Annotated in this window: 27 protein-coding genes and 1 other RNA gene; 5 read left to right on the plus strand and 23 right to left on the minus strand. The window is 37.0% G+C overall.

The genetic code is table 11. From position 1 onward, the window contains the following. Nucleotides 1-36: 36 nt before the first annotated feature. From CCAL_RS05025 to CCAL_RS05060, 8 genes are all read right to left on the minus strand, one after another. Nucleotides 37-798, minus strand: a complete 762-nt coding sequence (locus tag CCAL_RS05025) for a TIGR02757 family protein (RefSeq protein WP_170015425.1) — start codon at nucleotides 796-798, stop codon at nucleotides 37-39. Further along, on the minus strand, nucleotides 795-2,666 hold the full coding sequence (gene flgK, locus CCAL_RS05030; protein ID WP_170015427.1) for a flagellar hook-associated protein FlgK: 1,872 nt from the start codon (nucleotides 2,664-2,666) through the stop codon (nucleotides 795-797). Before flgK ends, CCAL_RS05025 begins: the two co-directional genes overlap by 4 nt. Before the next feature lie 2 nt (nucleotides 2,667-2,668). Next, nucleotides 2,669-3,094, minus strand: a complete 426-nt coding sequence (locus CCAL_RS05035; protein ID WP_170015429.1) for a flagellar biosynthesis protein FlgN — start codon at nucleotides 3,092-3,094, stop codon at nucleotides 2,669-2,671. 14 nt (nucleotides 3,095-3,108) lie between these two features. Beyond that, complete coding sequence (locus CCAL_RS05040; protein ID WP_169935725.1) at nucleotides 3,109-3,312, minus strand: flagellar biosynthesis anti-sigma factor FlgM; 204 nt, start codon at nucleotides 3,310-3,312, stop codon at nucleotides 3,109-3,111. A 54-nt stretch (nucleotides 3,313-3,366) separates the two neighbouring features. Beyond that, nucleotides 3,367-3,666, minus strand: a complete 300-nt coding sequence (locus tag CCAL_RS05045) for a rod-binding protein (RefSeq protein ID WP_170015431.1) — start codon at nucleotides 3,664-3,666, stop codon at nucleotides 3,367-3,369. Then, nucleotides 3,666-4,724 carry a flagellar basal body P-ring protein FlgI gene (locus tag CCAL_RS05050; protein WP_170015433.1) on the minus strand — a complete coding sequence of 353 codons (1,059 nt, stop codon included), beginning with the start codon at nucleotides 4,722-4,724 and terminating at the stop codon, nucleotides 3,666-3,668. The genes CCAL_RS05045 and CCAL_RS05050 overlap by 1 nt, the downstream gene beginning before the upstream one ends. A 68-nt stretch (nucleotides 4,725-4,792) precedes the next feature. Further along, nucleotides 4,793-5,362 (minus strand): 16S rRNA (guanine(966)-N(2))-methyltransferase RsmD, encoded by a 570-nt coding sequence (rsmD, locus tag CCAL_RS05055; RefSeq protein ID WP_170015435.1) that lies wholly within the window; start codon nucleotides 5,360-5,362, stop codon nucleotides 4,793-4,795. Next, nucleotides 5,359-5,691, minus strand: a complete 333-nt coding sequence (locus CCAL_RS05060) for an ornithine carbamoyltransferase (RefSeq protein ID WP_170015437.1) — start codon at nucleotides 5,689-5,691, stop codon at nucleotides 5,359-5,361. The genes rsmD and CCAL_RS05060 overlap by 4 nt, the downstream gene beginning before the upstream one ends. 114 nt (nucleotides 5,692-5,805) lie before the next feature. On the opposite strand from CCAL_RS05060, the gene CCAL_RS05065 reads away from it, so the two are divergent. Genes CCAL_RS05065 through CCAL_RS05080 form a run of 4 tightly spaced genes read left to right on the plus strand, consistent with a single transcriptional unit; the run spans nucleotide 5,806 to nucleotide 8,591 of the window. Further along, complete coding sequence (locus CCAL_RS05065) at nucleotides 5,806-6,213, plus strand: FlaG family protein (protein WP_170015439.1); 408 nt, start codon at nucleotides 5,806-5,808, stop codon at nucleotides 6,211-6,213. 3 nt (nucleotides 6,214-6,216) lie between these two features. Then, entirely contained in the window at nucleotides 6,217-7,983 is a 1,767-nt protein-coding gene (gene fliD, locus CCAL_RS05070) for a flagellar filament capping protein FliD (RefSeq protein WP_170015441.1), read from the plus strand. A gap of 9 nt (nucleotides 7,984-7,992) precedes the next feature. After that, a complete protein-coding gene (fliS, locus tag CCAL_RS05075) occupies nucleotides 7,993-8,361 on the plus strand; it encodes a flagellar export chaperone FliS (RefSeq protein ID WP_169935711.1) in 369 nt (122 codons plus the stop codon). After that, nucleotides 8,361-8,591 carry a hypothetical protein gene (locus CCAL_RS05080; protein ID WP_170015443.1) on the plus strand — a complete coding sequence of 77 codons (231 nt, stop codon included), beginning with the start codon at nucleotides 8,361-8,363 and terminating at the stop codon, nucleotides 8,589-8,591. The genes fliS and CCAL_RS05080 overlap by 1 nt, the downstream gene beginning before the upstream one ends. Here CCAL_RS05080 and rnpB read toward each other — a convergent pair. The 13 genes from rnpB to CCAL_RS05145 form a co-directional block, all read right to left on the minus strand. Continuing rightward, nucleotides 8,587-8,904, minus strand: an RNA gene (gene rnpB / locus CCAL_RS05085) — RNase P RNA component class A. The two genes, CCAL_RS05080 and rnpB, sit on opposite strands and share 5 nt — an antisense overlap. 531 nt (nucleotides 8,905-9,435) lie before the next feature. After that, nucleotides 9,436-10,569 carry a tRNA pseudouridine(13) synthase TruD gene (gene truD / locus CCAL_RS05090; RefSeq protein ID WP_236860505.1) on the minus strand — a complete coding sequence of 378 codons (1,134 nt, stop codon included), beginning with the start codon at nucleotides 10,567-10,569 and terminating at the stop codon, nucleotides 9,436-9,438. Next, nucleotides 10,538-11,359 carry a thiamine-phosphate kinase gene (locus CCAL_RS05095; protein WP_170015447.1) on the minus strand — a complete coding sequence of 274 codons (822 nt, stop codon included), beginning with the start codon at nucleotides 11,357-11,359 and terminating at the stop codon, nucleotides 10,538-10,540. The genes truD and CCAL_RS05095 overlap by 32 nt, the downstream gene beginning before the upstream one ends. An 11-nt stretch (nucleotides 11,360-11,370) precedes the next feature. Further along, nucleotides 11,371-13,182 carry a menaquinone biosynthesis decarboxylase gene (locus CCAL_RS05100; protein WP_170015449.1) on the minus strand — a complete coding sequence of 604 codons (1,812 nt, stop codon included), beginning with the start codon at nucleotides 13,180-13,182 and terminating at the stop codon, nucleotides 11,371-11,373. A gap of 19 nt (nucleotides 13,183-13,201) precedes the next feature. After that, nucleotides 13,202-14,140: a hydroxymethylbilane synthase gene (gene hemC, locus CCAL_RS05105; RefSeq protein ID WP_170015451.1), complete on the minus strand. Its 939-nt coding sequence runs from the start codon at nucleotides 14,138-14,140 to the stop codon at nucleotides 13,202-13,204. A 299-nt stretch (nucleotides 14,141-14,439) separates the two neighbouring features. Continuing rightward, on the minus strand, nucleotides 14,440-14,877 hold the full coding sequence (locus CCAL_RS05110) for an FxsA family protein (protein ID WP_170015453.1): 438 nt from the start codon (nucleotides 14,875-14,877) through the stop codon (nucleotides 14,440-14,442). Further along, on the minus strand, nucleotides 14,871-16,574 hold the full coding sequence (locus CCAL_RS05115; RefSeq protein WP_170015455.1) for a proline--tRNA ligase: 1,704 nt from the start codon (nucleotides 16,572-16,574) through the stop codon (nucleotides 14,871-14,873). Before CCAL_RS05115 ends, CCAL_RS05110 begins: the two co-directional genes overlap by 7 nt. After that, complete coding sequence (gene hemA / locus CCAL_RS05120) at nucleotides 16,561-17,859, minus strand: glutamyl-tRNA reductase (protein WP_170015457.1); 1,299 nt, start codon at nucleotides 17,857-17,859, stop codon at nucleotides 16,561-16,563. Before hemA ends, CCAL_RS05115 begins: the two co-directional genes overlap by 14 nt. Further along, entirely contained in the window at nucleotides 17,859-18,752 is an 894-nt protein-coding gene (locus tag CCAL_RS05125; protein ID WP_170015459.1) for a polyprenyl synthetase family protein, read from the minus strand. Before CCAL_RS05125 ends, hemA begins: the two co-directional genes overlap by 1 nt. Before the next feature lie 8 nt (nucleotides 18,753-18,760). After that, nucleotides 18,761-19,189: a hypothetical protein gene (locus CCAL_RS05130; RefSeq protein WP_169935689.1), complete on the minus strand. Its 429-nt coding sequence runs from the start codon at nucleotides 19,187-19,189 to the stop codon at nucleotides 18,761-18,763. Then, nucleotides 19,182-19,436: a DUF2018 family protein gene (locus CCAL_RS05135; protein ID WP_169935687.1), complete on the minus strand. Its 255-nt coding sequence runs from the start codon at nucleotides 19,434-19,436 to the stop codon at nucleotides 19,182-19,184. The genes CCAL_RS05130 and CCAL_RS05135 overlap by 8 nt, the downstream gene beginning before the upstream one ends. A 67-nt stretch (nucleotides 19,437-19,503) precedes the next feature. After that, on the minus strand, nucleotides 19,504-20,127 hold the full coding sequence (locus CCAL_RS05140; protein ID WP_170015461.1) for an HAD family hydrolase: 624 nt from the start codon (nucleotides 20,125-20,127) through the stop codon (nucleotides 19,504-19,506). After that, nucleotides 20,124-20,456: a hypothetical protein gene (locus CCAL_RS05145; RefSeq protein ID WP_170015463.1), complete on the minus strand. Its 333-nt coding sequence runs from the start codon at nucleotides 20,454-20,456 to the stop codon at nucleotides 20,124-20,126. The genes CCAL_RS05140 and CCAL_RS05145 overlap by 4 nt, the downstream gene beginning before the upstream one ends. Nucleotides 20,457-20,593: 137 nt before the next feature. On the opposite strand from CCAL_RS05145, the gene CCAL_RS05150 reads away from it, so the two are divergent. Then, entirely contained in the window at nucleotides 20,594-21,871 is a 1,278-nt protein-coding gene (locus tag CCAL_RS05150) for an O-acetylhomoserine aminocarboxypropyltransferase/cysteine synthase family protein (RefSeq protein WP_170015465.1), read from the plus strand. A 23-nt stretch (nucleotides 21,872-21,894) separates the two neighbouring features. Here the strand turns inward: CCAL_RS05150 and CCAL_RS05155 are convergent, their stop codons facing one another. Both CCAL_RS05155 and CCAL_RS05160 read right to left on the minus strand, forming a co-directional pair. After that, complete coding sequence (locus CCAL_RS05155; RefSeq protein ID WP_170015467.1) at nucleotides 21,895-23,340, minus strand: potassium/proton antiporter; 1,446 nt, start codon at nucleotides 23,338-23,340, stop codon at nucleotides 21,895-21,897. Between the two features lie 20 nt (nucleotides 23,341-23,360). Next, nucleotides 23,361-23,798 (minus strand): nucleotidyl cyclase domain-containing protein, encoded by a 438-nt coding sequence (locus tag CCAL_RS05160; protein ID WP_169935677.1) that lies wholly within the window; start codon nucleotides 23,796-23,798, stop codon nucleotides 23,361-23,363. Nucleotides 23,799-23,815 lie beyond the last annotated feature (17 nt).

Genomic DNA, 23,815 nt, shown 5'->3' on the forward strand with positions numbered 1-23,815 from the left:
TTAAATTTGTAAATAAAAATTATTAAAAAGATAAAATTATCGTATATTTGAAAAAATTTCGTTAAGCTCAGACTTTTGTCCTATACGATAAAGCGAAAAATCGTACTTTATGGGGTCATTTTCATCAAAATCTATGAGTTTTTGCGTGATTTGCAAAACTGTTTGAAAGTCATAGCTCTTTCTTGTGCAAAGACCAAGCGCAAGAGAAATTCGATGCGTGTGCACATCAAGTGGCAGCAAAAGATCTTTTTTGTTTAAATTCTTAAATAGTCCTAGATCGATATCACTATCTCTAACCATCCAGCGAAGATACATGTTATATCTTTTATAAGGAGAGTTTGGGGATTTATCAAACGGTTTTGAAAAGAAGAACTCATAACCTTGCGAACGATAAGAGTTTAGCGAGTAAATAAATTTAATAAATTCGTTTATAGCGTCTATCATTGCGTGATTTTTATCAAATCCTCGCCTAAAAATCTCCTCTATATCACCTTGCCTTTTAAGTCTTGAAAGAGTTATAAAAATTTGTTTTACATCTTCTGTGGTTTGAAAGCGGTATTTGTGATTTGTCAAATTTTTCTTTATATACTCTTCATTTTCATCAAGTAAACTAAAATCAAGAGAATTTAGAAATTTCACTATAAGCTTAGCGTTACCATAAGCAAAAAGAGCGCAGATAAGTGCGATATGAGGCTCTTTAAATTTTGTTGCTACTTGAAGTGGATCAGCGTAAGAGAAAAGCTCATCATCGCTGTTTTTACTAGCAACATGAGCATTAAGAACTTCTTTAAGAGTCATTGTTTAAGCGACAACAAAGTATCAAGCATCTGATCTACAGTCGTAATAATCTTAGCTGCGGCACCGTAACTTGCTTGAAAGCGGATCAAATTTGTAAGCTCTTCGTTCGTATCAACTCCGCTTATAGACTGAAATTCACTCTCAGCCGTCTTTATAAGACTTGTGTTTGTTTCGTTTAGCAAGTTATTGCTTTCGGTGTCACTTGCGATATCCGTAGTCACATATCGGTAAAAACCCTCTATCGTCTCTTCTCTATCCATTGCAATACCGTTAGAGTAGAATGTAAGCTTGCTGTATTGGAGTTGAACCATGCCGTTAGCTACGGAGTTATTGCCCGTAACAGGTTTTGAGTAAGCTCTTATCTTGGTATGGTCTGTTTTAAATTCATCATTTATATCGATATTTTTCGCATTATCGCCTGTAAAAAATTTATTTACTCCAATCACTCCTGGGAAATTTGTCCCGTTATCGACAAAGGCGATACTATACGTGCCTTGTGCAAATTTTGGCGTAACCGCAAATAAACCTTTGTTTGAGTTTTTATCATACGCATAAGATGCAGAAAAGTAGTCATTAACATCGTTTGTCATGTTGTTGTCGTTATTATCGTCGGAATTTGAGTTAAAGTCGCTAACTATAGAGTTACCGTAAGTGGTGTCGTTCATAGTTGTCGTTCCGTCGATCTTTATCGTCTTTCTAGCTATCTCTTCGCCTTGATTATTATAAACAATAACATCAAAACTGCCCTGTCTTATGCCTTCATTATAATTCATAAGCGTCTTAGAATCTTCCAAAAAGCTAAATTCATCTGTTGCGGCAACTTCAACTGCCGACTGTGCATAAATATTATTTGTATTATCTATCAAAGTTTTAGCAAACGTATCAAGGTTATCGATGTATTTTTGAACCGTGCCGTCGGTAAATTTCATCCTTGAAGTATCGTAGTTTCTTCCTCGAAGATCAAGAGCAGCGCCGACTTTACCGTTTTGTATATAGTTTTCCATCGGAATTCTTTTACCGTCTTCTCGCTCATAATAAATTTGTGAAAATCCGCCGTTTGCCGTCTCATCGATAGAGAGTGGGTGGAAATTTACACCGTCTATGATACTAACACCACCTATATTTAACGAGTAGTATCTGCCCTGATCGGTTATGCCGGTATTGATTTGTGAATTGCTAGAAAGATCGCTTTTGTAAGTTGAAACATTTACAAGTCTTGAGATGGCAAGCTCAAGCTCGTCGCGTTTATCTCTAAGATCGTTGGCGTTTATTTTTATGCCGGCATCTCTGCCACTTTCTACGCGCAAAATTTCTTTATTTATATTTGATATTTGCTTGGCAAGATCGTTTATCTCTTCGATATTTATCTTTATCATATCGTCGATCTCATATTGGATCTTATCTAGCGTCTTTGCCGCTTGATTTAAATTTGAAGATAAAACACTTGATAAATTTAGTAAATTTACCTTTTGTGAGCCTTCGTCTGGATTTGACGCAAAGTCATTCCATGCACCAAAGTAGTTTTGTATATCTCTTACTATGCCTCTATCATCAAGGTCTGGAAAATTTTGTGCTATCTCTTGAAGAATTCTTTGTTTGTAACCTGTGCTTTCTGAATTTGAAGAGGCGAGTTTTAGCCTTGAATAGGTAAATTCATCATGTATACGAATTATGGTATCTACTTGTGTTCCCATGCCAACACCACCGGGAACAGTGTTTATAGCTGGTGCAGCCGACTGCACGACACGCTGTCTTGTGTAGTAGTTACTATCTGCGTTTGATATGTTATTTCCGGTTGTGCTTATCTGAAGTTGTGCAGCGTTTAGTCCTGAAATTCCTGTATTTAAAGACATAAATATATTTGCCATGACTAAACCCTTGTCTTATATAAATTATTTGAATTATTCGTAGAGCTGTATTCGTTTGAATTTTGACCAAAAATTTGTTTATTTAAAGAGTCGAAAAATTCTTTTACAACAACAACGTGTCTTGCGTATTCTTTATTTTTAACATGTAGCTCTTCAAGTTTTGAACGCATAAGGACGAGCTTAGACTTAACTTCATCGTCAAGTACGTTAGCAAGCGCGGTCGTGTTATTTTCTTTTGAAACTTTAACCAGCTCTTTATCTAAAGCCTTTTTTGTTGTTTCAAATTCACGAACCAAAGATAGCTTTTTCTTCACGCTCTCATCAACAGTTGAGTGCTTTGCTTCTTTTATATTTTCTATGTCTTGCACTGTTGCCTTTATAAGCTCTTCAAGACTTGCTATCGCCTCGTCCAAATACCTCTTTAACATCTACTTCCTTTAACTTAAGCTATCGCGTCAGCTACAGCCTTTGCCGTTTTAGAAATATCTATCTCATAACTTCCGTCGGCGATAGCAGCTGCGATCTGAGCAACTTTGCTATTTTTATCTACGTTAGTAGTAGATAGCTCCTGCTCTTTTCTAGCTTCAGGCGTTTTAATGCCTGAATTTGCACCAAAGCCGATGTTTGTACCTAATGAACTTATCATTTTGTATCCTTTTTTAGGTTTCTTACGCATTACATCGGCATAAATTTAAATTTCTTAAGAGTCTCTCTTTAAAAAATTAAATAAAAGCTCACTAAACCCAAACCCACCGCTTAAAGCACGGCTCATTGTGTCATTATACATCGACTTATATATATCAGATCCAGCCTCTTTTGGAAACAAAGATTTCTCGTCTTCTTGCTCTTTTAATGCTATATCAAGAACAGCCTTTATCATAAAAGCCTCAAAAGCATCAGTTTGTTCTTTTAAGAGTTCATCATTTTTTCTATCTAAAATTTTTTGATCAACATTTATATTGTTGTATGAATTTAATGCCAAGGTATTATCAATTTGCATTATAAAACCTCCAAATCAACATGTATAGCGCCAACTCTTTTTAAATTTTCAAGTATCGCTATGATATCGCTAGGGCTAGCGCCAAGTCTGTTTAATGCACGAGTTACATTAGCAACAGTTGTCTTTTCACCTGAAATTTTAAGCAGTCCTGCATTTGGTGAGATAGCTGTATCACTTTGTAAATTTACATCGGCCTCTTCGATATTTTCATAAGAATTTGGCTCAATCTTGATCGTGATATCTCCATGTGTAACAACAACTGGGTCTACAACGGCATTTATACCACTCACCACGGTTCCTGTTCGCTCGTCTATAACTATCTTCTCATCAGCCTTGTAGTCGATCTCAAGATCAAGAACACTACTTACTATCTCTATTATATTTGCATCTTGCGGTCTTCTAAGCAAGATCGTTCTAGGATCAAGTGCTATAGCTATATCATCTCCGATGTTTGCATTTATAGCGTTTTGTATATCAAGAGCGGTTTTAAAGTTTGTATTTTTTAGGCTTAAATTTATATTGTTTTGATTGTAAAAGTCATATGTTACCTCACGTTCCACAAGCGCACCGCCAAAAATACTTCCTGCAGTTAGGTGATTTGAGCTAGCTCCTGCTCTACCGGAGCTTTTGCCTCCAAGTGTCAGTGAGCCTTGCGCAAGTGCATATATATCACCGTCTACTCCTTTTAATGGAGTCATAAGAAGCGTTCCGCCCTGCAAGCTTTTTGCATCTCCGATAGAAGAAATAGTAACATCAAGCTTATCTCCGTGTCTTGCAAAAGCAGGAAGCTTTGCGGTAACGATAACGGCAGCGGTATTTTTTGATTTTATATCATCTGGGTTTATTTTTACATTGACTGTTTGAAGCATGTTTGAAAGCGACTGGATCGTAAATTCAGAGGTACTTCCATCGCCTGTTCCGCTTAGTCCTACAACCAAACCATAACCTATAAGCTGGTTATCTCTAACGCCCACAACACTTGCTATATCTTTAACTTGCGCCGCAAAAGCCAAAGTGCTAAAAGACAGACAAACAGCAAAAGTAAGTAATTTTTTCATTGCATTTCCTGCTTAAATTTTAGGATTTAAGCTAAGAAAAGCAAAAATTGTTCCACATTTAAGATAAATTATCCAAAATACGAAAGAGTTGTCGCTCCGAATTTTTTGGTTTTTAAAAGAGCAAAGTCACCGATATTTTCAGGAAATTTAAACGAACTAATATGCTCAAAAACTATCATGAAAATTTTATCTTTTTGAACTCTGATTATAAGAGTTAAGAGCTTATCGTAGATATCATCAAAACCGTCTCTAATATCAAAAGGCGGATCAAGATACAAAAGCACCGGACTTTTTTGCGAGGCAATGATATCAGGTAAAACCAAAAAGCTATCAGCATTTACTGCTTTTAAATTTATCTCATCGATACTTTGCATATTTTTTCTAGTAAGAGCAAAAGCCGCTTTATCTTTTTCTATAGCTACTGCCGATAAAGCGCCGTTACTAAGAGCTTCGCACGCCATAACCGCACTTCCGCCAAAACCCTCGATAAAAACCTTGCCTCGCAAGTCATTTCTAAGAGTATCAAAAAATGATCCTTTGACGATACTTTTCGTGCTTCTTGTTGTTTTTAAACTAGGAAGCTCAAGTTTTTTACCTTTAAATTTACCGCTTGAAATGGTTGTAAAAATTTTACTCAACTTCTTGACCTTATAAGCGAGATAACGTCTTTTTTAAACTCTTCTATCAAAGCCAAAACCTCTTTTTCCAAACTGTCTTTCTCCAAATTTTCTTGCACACTTGGTTTTATCTGGATCGCAGAGTAAAATTCCTCTAATAAATTTAATAGATTTTGCTTTGTAAAAGGCAAATTTATGTGTGAGCCTATCAAAAAAAGAGGCTTTTGAGTTGTAATCTTTCTATCAGAAACAACAAAATCGCAATCTTTATGCTCGGCTATAAAATCCTTGCAAAACATAAGAAGCGTCTTTTGAAGTAAAATACATTCGCATTCAAATGAAATTTTCATATCCGTCCTTTTTGTGATTTTAACTAAAATTTTCAAAAAAACAGATAAACACTATAAAGGTTTTTTGTTTTTTCCCGATATAAATTGTAATCATGGATATTTCAAGGAGAGGATATGGAAATTTTTAAGGTAGCGGCAAACCAAGTCATAGACTCTACCGCTTCGATCTCGCAATCCAAACAAGAAACAAGGCAGGTAGAAGATACGCAAATTCAAGAGAATTTAGTAAACAAAGAGCCAAGTAAAAAGCTAAGTGAGGTTATCGAGGAAGAGATAGATAAGCTTAGCGAAGAAGATCTTGTAAAAAAGACAAAAGAGAGCACGGAGAAGTTAAATTTCCAAATGGAACAGCTTGATGCCAAAGTCAGGTTTGAATACAATGATAAACTAAACATGATGGTAGTTCAGGTAAAAGACGCTAAAACAGGCGAAGATATAGCGCAAATACCAAGCAAACAAGCCATCAAAATAAGTGAATATTTTAAAGAGAGCATTGGTATGCTTTTTGACAAGGAGAGTTAAAAAATGGCAGTAGGAAGCGTAACAAATTTAGGTTTTGGAACAACAGACGGCATACTTAATAGCGAACTTATAGATAAGCTAAAAGCCGCCGACGAAGCCGCACAGATAGACCCGCTAACAAAACAAATAGAAGCAAACCAAACAAGAAAAAGCGACCTTTCGGCTATTAGAACGTTAGTTAGCAACGTAAACGTTAGTGCAAAAGCTCTAACAAACGAAACACTTTATCTGCAACGCTCTGTTAGTTCAAGCGGAACAAGTGCTAGCATAACTGCAAGTGCGGGCGTAAGCATACAAAATTTCACCCTTGACGTGCAACAAGTAGCACAAAAAGATACTTATCAAAGTAACAGAATTTACAGTGCTACAAGTTTAGCCAGAGCAACTGCAAACGGCTCTTTTGATATAGAAATCGGCAATGACAAATTTTCAATATCAGTAAAAGAGTCAAGCACATATCAAGATATTATAGACAAGATAAATGAAGTAAGCGGCGGCAAGCTAGAAGCTCGTATTATAAACGTCGGTGGCTCTACAAATCCATATCAAATTTTACTACAATCCGCAGACACAGGAGCATCTCAGGAGATTAAAATTTCAAACGACACCTCAGGTGTTTTAAAAGCTCTTGGATGGGATAATGAAGAATATGCCGTAACAAACGAAGACGGAAGTACTGTTTTAAATGATGACGGCACACCAAAAATGACTTCGGATTTAGAGAAAAACAGACTTTTAAAGGCGCAAGATGCTATCTTTACCTATAATGGCGTGAGCGTCACTAGAAATACAAACAGCTTTGACGACCTTCGCCCTGGCGTAACGATAACGCTTAATGATACAGGCAGATCTACTTTTAATATCTCGCAAGATACCACGCAAATCGTAGAAGCATTGACAGAATTTTTAAACGACTACAACCTAATGGCGGAAAACTTAGCCATAGCGACAAGCTATGATGAAGATACCGGTTCTACAGGCTCTTTCCAAGGCACAAGTGAAGTAACCGGCATAAGATCGAGCATAAGTCGTCTTTTAATGTCTCAAGATAAAAATGGCCTAGATATAAATCAGATCGGCGTTAGCATGAATGAAGACGGACAGCTTGAATTTAACCAAACAAGCTTGCTTTCAGCACTAAATTCAAATCCAAACGCCATCAAAGAATTCTTTATGGGAAGCACTACCCAGCAAACCATAACATATACCGGAAATTCAAGCATCAGTGCAGGTAAGCTTGAAGTCAAGGTGGGAGATATCAATATAAATGGCACAACCATATCATTTAGTACTGGTGAAAATGCAACCGCAAAACAAAATGCAATCGCTCTAATAGAAGCCATAAATAACGCCGGCATAAGTGGTCTTACAGCCAGTCTTGATCCAAGCGAAGAAAGGATCGTTCTAAAAAGGAATGACGGCTCTGAAATAAGCATAGGCGGAGATAGCGATGTCTTAGCTAAACTTGGCATGAGTGCAACGACGATAAACCCTAGTAGTATAACAACAAGCGGTTTGTTTACGAATTTAACAGATAGGATCCAAACTTTTATCGGAACCAACGGCTCATTAACCACGCTTGCAACAAGACTTCAAAACGAAGGCAAGTCGCTAACTGATGAAAAAACAAGAACACAAGAGAGTTTGGACTCAAAATACTCTATCATGGAAGAGAGATTTTTACAGTATAACAAGATCCTAGCAGAACTTGAAAATCAACTCTCTACTATCAAAAACATGATCGAAGCAGAACTTAATAAAAACAAATAAGAGAAGAACATGAATAACTCAGCAGCATATAACGCATACGCACAGTCAAGCTTTGGAGGCATAGAGTCTCCAACTAAGCTTATAGAGATGCTTTATGACGGAATTTTAAAATTTATATTTCGCACCAAAAAAGCTATAGAAGTCGGCGACGTAGAAAAAAAGGTATATTATATAAATAGAGCTAATGCAATATTTGTTGAATTACTAAATTCGCTTGACTATTCACAAGGAGAGGTTGCACACTACCTTAGTGGACTATACGCGAGACAGATACAACTTCTAGCCATAGCAAATATCAATAACGACATAAATGCACTAAACGAAGTAACAAATGTCGTAAAACAGCTATCTGAAGCTTGGCGAGAGGTAACAGCGTAATGAGCGAGTGGATAAACCAGTATAAATCCGCTCTAGTAAACCAAGACGCATCAAAACTAGAAAAGTTATCTCAAAAATTTAATGAGCAAAATTTTAAAAATTTAAGTGAGTTACAAGAGGTTGAAGCACTTATCTTACAAGCAAAAGAAATTTTTAACAAAAAAGCCGTTCATATCAAAAACGAGATCTCAAAGCTAAAAAATGCACAAAAATATATAAGCGATAGATAGAGGCACGGCGATAAGCCGAGTTCTGTCTTGAGCGATCATTTATCTCATCTTGCATTTACATACAAGTTCTAGCGAAGGGTTTTATCATAAGACCAAAACCATCCCTTCTTGCTGCGAGTTGGGTTTATATGGCTACGCAAGTTACCAAGCGTACCGGTGGGCTCTTACTCCGCCGTTTCACCTTTACCGCTTTCGCGGAAGTCTGCTCTCTGTTACACTTTCCCTTAGGTTACCCTAGCCATCCGTTAGATGGAACTCTGTCTTATTGCAGCTCGGACTTTCCTCTTTTGCAAGCGATCGCTTACCGTGCCAAGCGAAATTATAACCAAAAGGCTTTAAAAAATTATTATTTGGTTTTGTTATTTGCAAATTTATGCTAAAAGTTAAGCGCAAACTGTTTTGACTGACAGTTAAATTTATAGCATAAATACAAATTTTATCTTGACGCAAAATACGATCGATAAATTTATACTCTAAAACCAGCGCTCTACTTATGTAGCTAACAAGAGTTAAAGCATGATTTTGGTGTTGGCAAATTTAAAACACTAGATAAAAGTCAGCAATAAGGCTTGGCAAATTTTATAAACATATATCTATAGCAACCTTTTAAGATGGATCGCGTATGGTTTACATAAATTTAGCAGGCGTGAATAAAACAAAAATAAACGATAAAGTATCGTGAGATAGCTTTAAATGCTCCGCTTCGCCACACTCATAACCAAAAGCAAAAATGCAAAAATTTTACATCAAGACTAGGCAAGTAGCCTGTTACAGAGCAAAAATTTCAAACTCATTTTTACAGAGTGCTAAAGAACAAGAAAAATACTCACAAAACAAGCCATTATCACTCAAAGATATTTTTATGAAGAATTTCTTCTAACACCACTGTCGCATACGACCCTTTTTGCAAGGTAAAATCTATCGTATAGTGCGCCTTTTCTTCATTATATCTATGGCTTACATTTTCTAAATAACTCCACGCAAAGCGCCTTAATCCGCTCATTTTGTTTTCAAATTCCATCGCTTCGCCAAAGATTTCATCTTCGATAGTTTTAGCCATGCCTTCGCTTTTATAGGCTTTTTGCCCGATTATCAGCCCGCAGCTTGTAATATCTCTTGCGTTAAACCTAACCGTCTCAGTCTCTAAATCCTCACACAAAAAGCATTTGCCAAATGGATAATGTCCTAAAACCTCACCTTTTATTAGCTTAAAAAATTGCTTTTGCTCTTTTAGACTTTTTAACTCATCCACGTTCATAAATTTATATATTTCAGCCAGCTCCTTTAGACTAAAATCCTGCACAAACCTTGAAATTTCAACACGTTTGCTAAGCCAGCGGTTAAAAAGATCACTTTGAAAAGCTGAGATCAAAAAATCGCTCATCTTTGGATTTTTTAACTTCTTGCCCTCCAGCGTGCCGTGCTTTAGTAGCTCAAGCCCACCCGCCGCATTATCGCCAAATTTGCCAAAACGCTGATAGCCAAAGTAGTTCGCATAGCCCATTTTATCTATCGCATCTATCGCTTGAGCAAGCTTAGACGCCTCACTTGGCATAACTTTTTTAAGCCTTATAAAAAAGCTATTTCCCTTTAAATGCCCAATTCTAAGCTTATTATTATGTGCGTTTACGCTTAAAATTTTCATCTTTTCATGGCTAAAATTTGCAATTTTTTCCTCAAATTTACGTGGCAGGCTGATAAACTGAGTAGTCATTCCTTGTTTATCCTTTAGCCCTGCATAGCCAAATTCCCTGATTTTTACACCCGAAAAGTCGCTAAGCGCACGCAGGGCTTCTTGTGTCGTCATATCTTTTTTAGAGATTTCGATGACTAGATGTTCACCCTCGCCGCTAAAGTCATAAAGTGGAATTTCACGCACGACAAAATCATCTGAATTCTTGCTAAAATAGGCATTTATCGGCGTATGTGTAAGCGCATAAAGTGGCTTAAAAATGGTGTTCTCTTGCATTGTTTTTATATCTTCCTTTTGTTGTTTTTGCAAATATCGTTATCTTAGTTCGGCTCTTTTTGGCTAGATTTTCTATTTTTTTGCGATTTTTAGCGGCAAATGCGAATAAAATTTCATACTCTTCCCCGCTTTTTAGCTCATTTTTGCTTAGCTTTTTGCTAAATTTCACGCCAAGCCCACTTGCTTTACAAAGCTTAGCTAGATCGGTGCCAAGCCCGTCTGAGATATCCATTGCGGCACTTAAAAACTTAGCCGAGCGATAAAAAAACCTATCTTTTAAAACAGGCTTTTTAAAGCGAGAATTCCTAGCCACGCTCCCGCCTCTTAGTAAGGCTTTTAGCCCCTTTAGGCTATCTCCAAGCTTACCCGTAAATGCAAGCAGATCGCCCGCTTTAGCGCCGCTTCGCAGCACTGCCTGAGAGTTTAACTCCGAGATAATCGTAACGCTTATGATGATCTTATCCGAGCTTATCGTATCGCCGCCGATTATCGTTACGCCAAACTCATCGCACGCTCTTTTAAAGCCGTCCCTTAAAAGCGAAATTTGCTCCATTTTTAGGCTCTTTGGCACGCCAAGTCCGATAAGTGCGAACTTTGGCACGGCATTCATGACAACAGCGTCCGAGATATTTACGATCATTGCTTTATAGGCTATTTCGTCAAGTTCTAGCCAACCACGTTTAAAATGCGAGCCCTCTACGAACAAATCCTTACTATACACCCATTTGCCGACCACAGCGCCGTCATCACCAAGATAGGAATTGGTAAATTTATCGATTATCGCTTGCTCTTTATTCATACTTAAAGAATTTAGCCAAAAATTTCAAATTTCTCAAATAACTCCGGCTCATCCTTGATCACGCCACGTTTTATAAGATCATAAACAATATCTTTGGTGCAATCCGTCTGCTTTGGCCACTCTCTTGTATAGCCTTCAAGCTCATTTTTACTTGTTGCATCAACACAAAAAACACCATCTTTGATATAAATATCACGCATGGCATCGATATTGTTAACAACGCGCCAAAGTAACATATAGGCATTTTCTATGCGATTTTCAACCCCAACAAAGATAAGAATTCTAAAGTTTTCTTTAAATTTAAGCAGCTTTTCGAAAATAGACGAAACGTTCTCGTTTTTACCAAATTTTATAACGCAGATCGGATTTTTAGTGTTTGTTTTATACTGTTTTAGCTCTAAAATTTTCTTACTCACGCTTTGAAATTTATCCAAAAGTTCTTTATCGCTTAAAAGTACTGGAGCGTTATCACTACAATCAACTGTCGCATCTATGCCAAGCTTTCCACCATAGCATGAATTTGGTGAGGCGTGATCAAGCTGGTCGCAAACTCCCTCGCTTATAAGAATGCTTTTTTCTCCAAAACGGTTTAATACAAGATCGCTAATCGCTTCATAATCTCCAAGTCCAGGCGCGTTTTGATCCACAAAAATAGCATGCTTTACAAAGCTCATCTGCCCCACACCCCAAAACGCGTGCATAGCTTGTTTAGCATGTCCTGGATATATTGCATTAAGTTTTGCTAAGATAAGGTTATGAAAAACACCATTTTCAGGCATGTTATAGTCTATAAGCTCAGGAACTGTCGTGCGCAAAAGCGGTAAAAATATACGCTCGGTCGCCCAGCCCATATACTTATCTTCCAAAGGCGGCTTACCAACAACCGTTGCGTGAAATACAGGCTCTTTTTTGTGCGTTATCGCTGTTACATCCATCACCGGAAACGGCTCAATCGGTGTGTAAAAACCCGTATGGTCGCCAAAAGGCCCTTCAAGCTCAAATTTATCCGTATCCACAAACCCTTCGATCACAAAATCTGCATCGTGTGGGACATAAATTTCATTTGTCAGGCTTTTGACTAGTCTTGCGGGACTTTTACGGATAAAACCGTAAAGAAGTAGCTCAAAGATCCCCTTTGGAAGCGGCGCCTGACCGCACCAGATATAAAGAGGATCGCCTCCGATCGCTACAGACACAGGCATTTTGCATCCGGCATGCTTATACTCATTAAAGAAATTTGCACCGTCTTTATGTATCTGCCAGTGCATACCAAGACGATTTTTATCATAAACTTGCAAGCGATACATACCCAAATTTTGAAGCTCTCCATCTAAGCTTTGAGTATAGACCTGTCCCATGGTTATAAAAGCACCGCCATCAAGCTCCCAAGTCTTTAAAGCCGGTAGATCATTTAAATTTACCGCATCGTCAAAATACGCTACATCTTGACACTCTCCGCGCTCTTTTAGTCTTTTAGTAAAGACATTTCTTAAACCAAAAAGATAACTCATGAAGTCGATCTTCTCCATGAAATTCTTTGGTTTTTTAGGTTTTAAAAGGGCTGAAATTTCATCTGCTATCGCATCTGGATGTGCTTTTAAGATAATCTCTACCGCACGCTTTGAGCCAAAGATATTTGTAAGCACCGGTGGATATTTTTTGCCATTTTTATCAGTTACATTTGTAAAAAGAAGTGCTTTACTGTCTGGCTTTTTAACCTCTATATAGCTAATATGCGCTATCTCAAGATTAATATCCACAGGATCACTTATCTCTCTTAAAAGGTCATTTTTTCTTAAAATTTCAATGTAATTACTCTCCATGATAGCCCTTTACTTAAATTTATAAGGCGTTTGCCATAGCCTCAGCACGCATTAGAAGCTCTTTTGCGCCACGCTTTATAAATTCGTTTGCAAAATTCTCCCCTACGCTTTTGTATTCATCTTTATTAACGACTGTTTTTTCTCTTAAAAACTCGCTTCCATCAGGCATTCCAACGATAGCTTCTATAAAAATTTCATCATTTTTTAGCTTTGCGCTAATGCCTATAGGAGCTTGACAACCACCATTTAGTCTAGCTACAAAAGCACGCTCGATAGTTGTTTCTATTACAGAATTTTCATCGTTTAAAAATTCTATCTCTTTTAAAATTTCATCTTTCTCCACACTCTCGATGCCTAGTGCCCCTTGACCCATGGCAGGTATCATTTGAGATAAACTAAACGGATAGATATGCTTTACTTCGTCTTTTATATTTAGGCGATTTATCCCCGCCATCGCCAAAATAATCGCATCAAATTCGCCCTCTTTTAGTTTTCTAAGTCTTGTCTGCACGTTTCCGCGAAGCGAAATGATCTCTAAATCAGGACGCATTATAAGAAGCTGCATACGACGGCGAAGGCTTGTCGTGCCGACTTTTGCACCTTTTGGAAGCTCATCGAAAGTAGCGTATTTTTCACTTATCATCGCATCTCTTACATCTTCACGCGAACAAATCGCCGCCAAAACAAGACCTTGTGGAAATTCAACCGGAACATCTTTTAAGCTATGAACAGCTATATCACTCTCGCCACGTAACATGCTCTCTTCAAGCTCTTTTGTAAAAAGCCCTTTACCGCCTATCTTAGCAAGCGGGGTATCAAGTATCACGTCGCCTTTTGTTTTCATTCCGACAAGCTCTACGTTTAAGTCTTTATGCTGCGTAGTTAGCCTGTCTTTGATATGCTCGCTTTGCCACATCGCAAGGATGCTTTTTCTAGTTGCAATCTTGAGTGTTTTCATCTTTTAACCTTTCGTATGTTATGCTTACTTTATTCTCCCAAAAGTTCGTCTCTCATACTTGTTTTTGTATTTAAATTTATAATATCTGTCGTAAAAATTCCATCTTTTATAAATAAAATTTCTCTTTTTTCCATCTCTTTTTTAAGCGGTATAAACTCGATTTTACATTAAAAACATGAGCCTCAAAACCACCCCTAAGCTCTATAATCTTTGCCGTTTTTACTGACTTTACGAAAATTTTATCATTTGCCTGATAGTTTGCCTTTATAAATTCCAAAGCTTCACTTGCAAATGCAAGATTAGCGAACAGACTTAGGCTCGTCAACAACTTCAACATCAATTATTTCACTGTTATTTTTATCTTCGCTTTTGCTACTAAATTCATAATACGTATAATTATGCGTAAAATTTTGTGTATTATCTACCTTTGGTTTAAAGAAAAAGGAGGCTATAATAACACAAATTCCTATCGCGTCTGTCAAAAGACCCGGCAAAAACAGCAAAAGTCCGCCAAGCCCCAAACTAATGGCGTTAAAAATTTTTAACCCGCCAAACATATCTTGCATATTGTTTTGAGAAAAGATATTGCCAAAGCCTAGTCTAAACATCAGCAATATCCCGATAAATCCACTTATCATAACCTCGCTAAAAAATGCAAAGAAACCATAAGCAATGATAAAAAGATAAGCCAAAATAAGCTCTATTATCAAATACGGTAAAAAAGTAATCCTTAGCATAATCTTTCTTTTAACATCCCAAGCGCGTCTTTGGCTTCTATCTCTATTTTAATAAGTTCATTACGCTCTATAAATTCTACTTTTCCGTTTTCAAGCCCTTTACCAACAACTATCGCAAACGGGCAACCTATAAGCTCATAATCGTTCATTTTAACACCAAAACGCTCATTTCTATCATCAAAAAGAACGTCTATACCTGCATTTTTAGCGCTTTCATAAAGCTCATTCGCATACTGGCTAGCTCTTTCGTCTTTAAAATTTGAAAGCACTATAACAGCATCAAAAGGAGCGCATTCTTTCTTCCAAACACAACCCCTATCATCATGGCTTTGCTCTATCATTACAGCCATGAGTCTTGATACGCCTATACCATAGCAACCCATAACATAAGGCTTTGCTTTACCATTAGGATCTAAAAATGTAGCATTCATAGCGCTTGAGTACTTATCCCCTAGTTGAAATATATGTCCTACTTCTATGCCTTTGCTAAGCTCAAGCTCACCACCACAATGAGGACATCTATCTCCTGCACTAACACTTGCTAGGTCTTTAAATCTATCTTCGTTAAAGCTACTAACACTAACACCTATAAAATGGTAGTCTTTTTCGTTTGCACCACAAATCATCTGCGTGTTATCTCTAAGCTCATTATCTATGTAAAAGTCTACACTTTTTAGGCCAACAGGTCCGCAAAAACCAGCTATAATACCCGCATTGGCTATCTCGTCTTCATTTGCGTCAACTATCTCAAGTGCGCCACAAGCGTTTTGAGCCTTTACATCCTGAAGTTCGTCATTGCCACGTATAAAAAACACGACAATTTTTGAGTTATCTTCATATACAGCCTTTTTTATGACTGCTTTTATCGTATAAAACTCATCTACTTTAAAAAATTCCGCTATATCTTTTATGGTTTTTGTATCAGGAGTATAAAATTTATCGGCATCAGCTTGCGGCAAGTGTGCTTTTGTTGTTTTTGGTGCACGAGTCGCAGCCTCAACGTTTGCGGCATAAGAGCACTCTTTACAACAAAGTATATCATCCTCACCGTTTTTTGCAAGCACCATAAATTCTTTACTGCCGCTACCACCTATCGCGCCACTATCGGCATCTACTGCACGGAAATTTAAACCAAGTCTGGTAAAAATTTTAGAATAAGTGCGCTCCATCAGGTCAAATTCGCGCTTTAGATCTTGCGTATCGGCATGAAAACTATACGCATCTTTCATTATAAATTCGCGTCCTCTTAAAATTCCAAATCTAGGACGTGCTTCATCGCGAAATTTGGTATTTATCTGATAGATATTTTTTGGCATGTCTTTATAGCTGTTTAGCTTTCCACGCATTGTTGCTACGGCTGATTCTTCGTTTGTAGGACTTATAACAAAGTCATTGTCCTTTCTGTCTTTAAAACGCAAAAGCTCTTTGCCATAAACTGCATATCTTCCGCTTTGCTTCCAAAGCTCGGCATTAGTAACTGCACTAAAAGTCATCTCTAATGCACCTGCCGCATCCATCTCTTCTCTTACTACATATTTGATCTTCTTAAGTACACGTTGTGCCAAAGGAAGATAGTTGTAAAGCCCTGCTCCATTTTGCTCGACAAATCCACCGCGAACTAAAAATACATGGCTTGGCAAGCTGGCGTCTTTTGGCGCTTCTTTGGTAGTTGGTGCATAAAATTTAGAAAATCTCATTATTTTTCTCCATATCTATTTTTAAACTTTCATTCTCGTCAGAAGTGATACCAAAGACAAATTTCATAGCATCGGCAATATCTTGAGCGTCTTTTCTGGTTGAAATCGTTTTTAAATTTACTGTAGGCAGATGCAAAAACGCCTTAAATACTTGATGTATAAGGCGTTGTGCTTCATCGTGATCGCTATTTTTTAGATAGCCTTTCTTTATCGCCTTTTCAAGCTCGTTTTTAGCACAAATTTTTGCTTGCTCGCGCACAGCTTTGATAACAGGTATGCTTATGTTATCTTTTAGAAATTTTAAAAATTCATTTGTGCTTTGCCCAACGATAGAGTAAGCAAGTTGCGCTTGCTCTTCACGAAGAGCTAAATTTTTCATCACGATCTCTTCTAGGTTATCAACCGTGTAGACATTTATCTTGTCGGTATTTACCAGATCTATATCTCTGGGAACGGCTATATCAAAGAAATATCTTCTAAATTCACAAGGCTCGATAAGAGCACCCGTTATGACCGCATGCGGCGCCGAAGTGCTTGAAAAGATCAGGTCGTATTTGTTTATATACTCTTTTAGTTTTAGTATGCTATCCCAACTAGCCTTATCACCAAGCTCATCAACAAGCTCCTCTACACGCTCGGTACTGCGGTTTATGATTATAACATTTGCACCATTTGCTATAAGATGTTTTGCGGCAAGCTCTCCCATCTCTCCTGCGCCAACGACTATAGCGGTTTTGCCTTCTAGTGTTGTAAAAATTTCCTTTGCTTTAGCGACGGCGACCGATGAAACTGATATTGGATTTTTAGAAATTTGTGTTTCATTTCTAACTTTTGCCGCGCATTTACAAGCATAATGTATCGCCTTGCTTATACCGTTTGAGCACATTTGTTTATCAACGGCGAATTTAAAGGCAGCTTTTAGCTGACCTACTATCTGCGTTTCGCCAACAACCAGGCTATCAAGCGAACTAGCAACTGAAAAAAGATGATGTATCGCGCCACTATCTTCATAAATATCGGCTCTTTCAAAAAGCTCATCTTCAAAAACACCCGAAAATACGGCTATACATCTTATGATGTGGTTTGTTGCGGTTTTTGTATCAGTTACATAAGCTAGCGCCTCAACCCTATTACATGTGCTTAAGACCATGCATTCATCGATATCTTTGCTTGATTTTATAAGTCTTAAAATTTGCTCTTTTTTCTCGTCATTATCAAAGGCTAGCTTCTCTCTAACTTCGATATCGGTATTTTTATGTGTAAAGCTTATACTTAAATAATGCATCAAAATTCCCTATCTATCATACTTTTTATAATACCTTCAAGCTCGAAATTTTTATACTCACTGATCGCTTCAAGTGCCTCTTGACAGAGTGTTCTAGCCTCATCTATGGCACGTTTTATACAGCCAAATTCGTAAAATTTATCTTTTATCCAAGAATTTTCTTTTTCATTCAAATCCTTGCCGTGAAGCGATTTTAGATATTCCTTATCTTGGCTATTTAAATTTTCGTAAAGATAGATATAAGGCAGTGTAGTTTTACCTTCTTTGTAGTCATTCATAGCAGGCTTACCAAGCGTGGCGCTATCTTGTGTTATATCAAGCACGTCGTCTATTATCTGAAAGGCAAGACCTAAATTTTTGCCGTAAATTCTAAATTTATCCACATTAAGACCAGCCATCATCGCCCCGCAAGCTGCAGTCGCTTCTATCAAAACAGCGGTTTTATAGTAAATCATATCCATGTATTTTTGTTTTTCAAAGTTAAATTTACCGCCAAGTTCAACATCCATAAGCTCACCTATACTTAGTCTGCTTACAGCAAATGAAACTTCTTTGGCAATGTTGGGACTAAATTTACTAAGCTCGTAAAAGCCTTTTGAGTAAAATATATCGCCTAGCATTATTGAATTTTTAACTCCAAAAAGCGAATTTATACTTGGTTTACCGCGTCTTGTATCCGCATCATCTATAACGTCATCATGTAGTAAACTAGCAAGATGGATGAGTTCGATTATCGCACAAAGTTTTAAGACATTTTCATCTTCGTTTGCTATCTTTAAAAGTAACTTGGAGCGGAGTTTTTTGCCAGAGCTGACACATTTAAACATCTCCATAGCCTTTTCGTATCCCAGCTCTTGTATAAATTCTGCCATTATTTTATCTATTTTATCCATTATTCGCCTTATTGTTGTGATTGCAAAGGGTCGATAAATTCGACATCTATGCGCTTCTCTTCATCAAGTATGTTTACTTTAAACGTTGCTTTTTTATTTTCAAATTTTATAAACGAAAGATACAGCTTTACACTATCATTCGTCGGTCTTGTAAAGTCAGGTATAATGCGCTGCATATATGTATCATGTCCGTGCCTAAGCGACATCGTCATATGACGCGGATATCTTCGAAAAAAGCTTTGCACGATGATATTTGTGCTATCAAAAAGAGTCCAACGAAAGTCAAAACTATCTCTTTTTTGAGTGGCTTTTTCTGTTATAAAAACACGTGCCCACTGATCTTTTTTGAGTTCAAATTCATAAGTTGGGTTAAAATTCGCAGCACCGGCAAAAGCAAAATTTATAAAAACAAACAATCCAAGAAAAATTTTATTCATTTTGACTTAAAATTTCTCCACTTAACCCGATATAAAGGTCATTTAATCCATCTTGCAAGCCTTGTGGATTTGTTGATTTGAAAGATAGAATTTCAGTGTTTGAGATACCTTTTTGTTCGCAAATTTCACGCATAGCGATCAACTCTTCAAAAATTTTATCAAGTTCATTTGAAACGATATTTTTATCAGCATAAAATAAAATTTCAAAAAATTTATCTCTCAAAGAACCATCAAATATATCTTGCATACACTTCTTTCTATTTAAAATATTTAATTATAGCCAAATAAAGCTAAAAAAAATTTGATTAATACGCTTAAAACTCCGATATAAGCGCCCATGCCTCTTTTATGCTTGAAGCATTAAATTCTGCGCTTTGACTTTTTTTACCAAATCCCCAGCTAACTTGCATGTATGGCATTTTAGCGTTTTTTGCGGCAAGTTCATCTTTCATGCTATCGCCGACAAACATCGCACGACTAGCGCCAACGCGCTCGCAAGCAAGAAGAAGCATAGTAGGGTCAGGCTTTTGCGGTATATACTCACTAGCCCCTATAATTTCATCAAAAATTTCATAAATTTCACATTTTTTAAGGATGGCTTCAAGAGTATTTTGAGGTGCATTAGACGCTAGAACAACTTTAAAATTTTCATTCTTACATAAATTTAAAAGCTCGTCTATGCCATTGTAACAGACCGCATAAAGGTCGTAATACTTTTTAAATTTCTCCTCAAATCCCTCTTTTAAACTCGCACTTGGTCTATCTATGCTGTAAAAATCAAGTCCTAAATTTCTACCTGGTTCATTTATGGCTTTTATAATAAAGTCTGCTTCAAGAGGCGCCAAATTCATCTGCTCTCTTACTTCGTTTACTGTTTTTTCTATGGCGATAGAGCTGTCTATTATCGTGCCGTCCATATCAAATATTATCGTCTTCAATCCTCATCCTTAAATTTATTTTTATGTTTATCTTTTTTATATGTTTTTGACTTTCTAAGCTTATCAAGAGCATTTGCACTTTTTAGAAGTTCGTCTTTTTTTGCATTTGTTATAAGTAAATTTATAAATTCTTCAAGCGCTTTTGTGTATGGCTGATCAAGATAAACACTCTCAACTTTTGAGATAATCTCAGCATTTTTAGCCACTCTAGCACGAAAGGCTTCTTCATCAAAATCATCTCTTTTTAATGAAGATGTTGCAAATTTAGCAAATTTCTCCAATGCTCGCAGATATTTTACACGCTTTGCTTTTTCATCTATAAAATTCATATTTCCTCTTTAAATTTGTGTGATTATAGCAAGGTTTTTGCAAAAATTTTATAAAATTTATACAATGTTTACTTTATTACTATTTTATTTATTATTGTCTTATAAAATCGACAAAATTAAATCAAAAAGGAGAGTCAATGAATCAAGAAACCATTGCTATACATGCGGGATATGATACAAAAACAGGTGTTGGAGCTATGTCAGTACCGATATATTCAGCTACGGCATTTGACTTTGGCACGGCTCAAACCGCGGCAAATCGTTTTTGTCTAGCGGAGCTTGGACCCATTTATTCGCGTCTTACAAACCCTACTCTTGATATACTAGAGACACGTTTTGCTACTCTTGATAAGGGAGCGGCTGCCATTAGCACCTCAAGCGGACAAGCAGCTACTTTTTTTGCATTAGCAAATTTAGCACAAGTTGGAGATAACGTCATAGTAGCAAAAAAGATCTATGGTGGCTCAAGCACACTTATCACTCATACGATGAAACGCTTTGGTATAAACGCTAGACTTTTTGACTCTGACAACGCAGACGAACTTGAAAGTTTAATAGACGAAAATACTAGAGCTATATTTTTTGAAAGTCTTTCAAACCCGCAAATAGCCATACCAGATATCGAGAAAATAACAAAAATCGCAAAAAAACACAAAATCGTAACCATTGCCGACAATACGGTTGCCACTCCGGTTTTATTTGAAGCTTTCAAGCATGGCGTAGACGTGACACTTTATAGCGCCACAAAATACATAGGTGGTCAAGGAAATGTAATGGGCGGCATGATAGTTAGTTCAAAAGAGCTAAATAGCCTACTTGTAAACAATCCAAGATACCCGCACTTTAACGAACCGGACGAAAGCTATCATGGTCTTGTTTATGGCACATTGGCTGCAAATTTTGATATTTTTACATTACGTATTAGGCTTTCATTAATGAGAGATATCGGAGCAACACTTTCGCCAAGTAGCGCTTACGGGCTTATACAAGGTCTTGAAACGTTAAGCATAAGAATGCAAAAACACTGTCAAAATGCACAAAAGATCGCAGAATTTTTAAATACACATCCAAAAGTAAAGTCAGTAAATTACCCTGGTCTTAAAAATGATCCGTTTTACGATAAAGCACAAAGATATCTAAAAGACGGGCTTGCAAGCGGTCTTATAAGCTTTGACCTTAGCAGTAAAGAAGCTGCCACTCGCGTTATAAACAGCACCAAACTTTTTAGTATAGTCGTAAATATCGGCGATACTAAATCACTAATCACCCACCCAGCAAGCACTACACACTCGCAACTTAGCGAGGAGGAGCTTGAAAAAGTAGGTGTAGGAGCAGGAAGTATACGCCTAAGCATAGGCATAGAAGATGCCAACGACTTAATAGAAGATCTAAAGCAGGCCTTAGATAACGCATAAATTTCAAAGGGTCTTTTTGACCCTTATCCGACAAGAGCTTTTATGGTGTCTTGATATAAAGCGTGATTTTCACACTGAACCAACAACAAATCCCCCTCGTTAAATATATAAGAACCAGTAGGCTTTAAATACTCATTTTTACGCTTAACAAGGATGATCAAAAATTCACTTGGCAAACTAACCTCCGCCAAGTTTTTACCTATAACTTTTGCTCCTAAATTTATAGTGTATTGACGAAGTGCGTAAGTTAAGATAGGCGAGTTTTCTACTTTGGCGTTTTCTTCTTGAACCTCATCTAGCCTAACATTAAATTTAGTCGCAGCATAGCCTATGGACATACCTTGCATACAAATAGAAGTAAGTACCATAAAAAAGACGATGTTAAATATAATGTTTGCATTAGGGATATTTTCTACATATGTGTATGTAGCAAGGATGATAGGCACAACTCCTCTAAGCCCCACCCATGAAACAAAAAGCTTTTCATTAAAGTTAAATTTAGAGCCGATAAGCGATACAAAAACACCTACCGGACGAGCTATAAAAGTCAGCCATAAAGATAGCACAAACGCCATAAGCGCTATTTCTGGAAGCTGCGAAGGAAATACAAGAAGACCTAGTGTTAAAAATACCACTATCTGCATAGCCCACGCTATACCGTCATGAAAACCGATCAAATTTTTCTTATGGACAAAATCCCTTTTGTTTATAAAAATACCCGCAATATAAACTGCCAAGTAACCATTGCCGCCTATCTTAAAGCAAAGCGTATATAAAAGCAGTATCCAAGCCATCGAAAATACCGGATACATACCCCAGTTGCTTAGTCTCAGTCTGTTAAATATCGAAGGTAACGCTAGTCCGAACAAATACCCAAGAGCTATACCTATACCAAACTGCATACCCAAAACACTCAACCAATCAACCGGAGAAGGAATTTGTGAAATGGATATTATCTGAATGATATTCATCGTTAAAAATATCGCCATTGGATCGTTTGAGCCAGACTCAAATTCTATAAGAGGGGCCAGGTTATTTTTAAGTGAAATTTTCTTTGCACGAAGTATAGCAAACACCGCAGCTGCGTCAGTTGATGATATGACGGCTCCTAGTAAAAGAGACTCAAGCCAACTAAATCCGAGCAGAATTTTAGCCATCGGCGCTACTGCAAAAGCAGTAAGTATGACACCAATCGTAGCAAGAGTAAGTCCTCTTGAAAATACCGGCTTTATAGAGGAAAAATTTGTATCAAGCCCTCCTGCATAAAGTATAAATATAAGAGCAAGCATGCCTACGTTTTGGGCTATGATTTGATTATCAAAATGCACACCAAGCAAGCCTTCGGAACCTGCAAGCATGCCGACACCTAAAAAAACCAAAAGAGCGGGTATGCCAAATTTATCAGAAATTTTACTTATAAGTATACTTGCTAGCAGCAAGATCGCAAAAAATAACAATAAATTTTCCATTTAAGCTCCGACTTTAAATTTCATAATCTCTCTTCAAATATATCAAATGCCTCTTCGGTATTTAGGCATTTTAAAATAACCCCGTAGTTATCTTTTATCTCATCTTGAAGCTTAGCGATCAACTCTTTGCCAGTCTTGCCATCTTTTGGATAAGTGATTATCACATCAATTGGCTCTGAGTTTAAAAATTCTTGTATACCGCTTAAAACCACAGCTGCACCATTTTTGTCAGTATGATAAAGCACTGCAATATAGTGATCACCCTCTTTTATGACAACATCTGTTCTTCTTAAAATTTTTTCAAAAATTTCACCGTATTCATAACCGTTTGGTATGCAAAAATATATAATGGAAAGTTGATTTGACCCATTCATGGTGTCGTTATATCTTTCTATAATGGCGATCTCAAGATCAACAAGCGAAAGTATATCTATAGAGGCGAATTCTTTAGCCGCCATACCGTGTCCTTTAAAAT

It is taken from the genome of Campylobacter sp. RM6914, from assembly GCF_004803835.1.
Lineage (GTDB): Bacteria > Campylobacterota > Campylobacteria > Campylobacterales > Campylobacteraceae > Campylobacter_A > Campylobacter_A californiensis.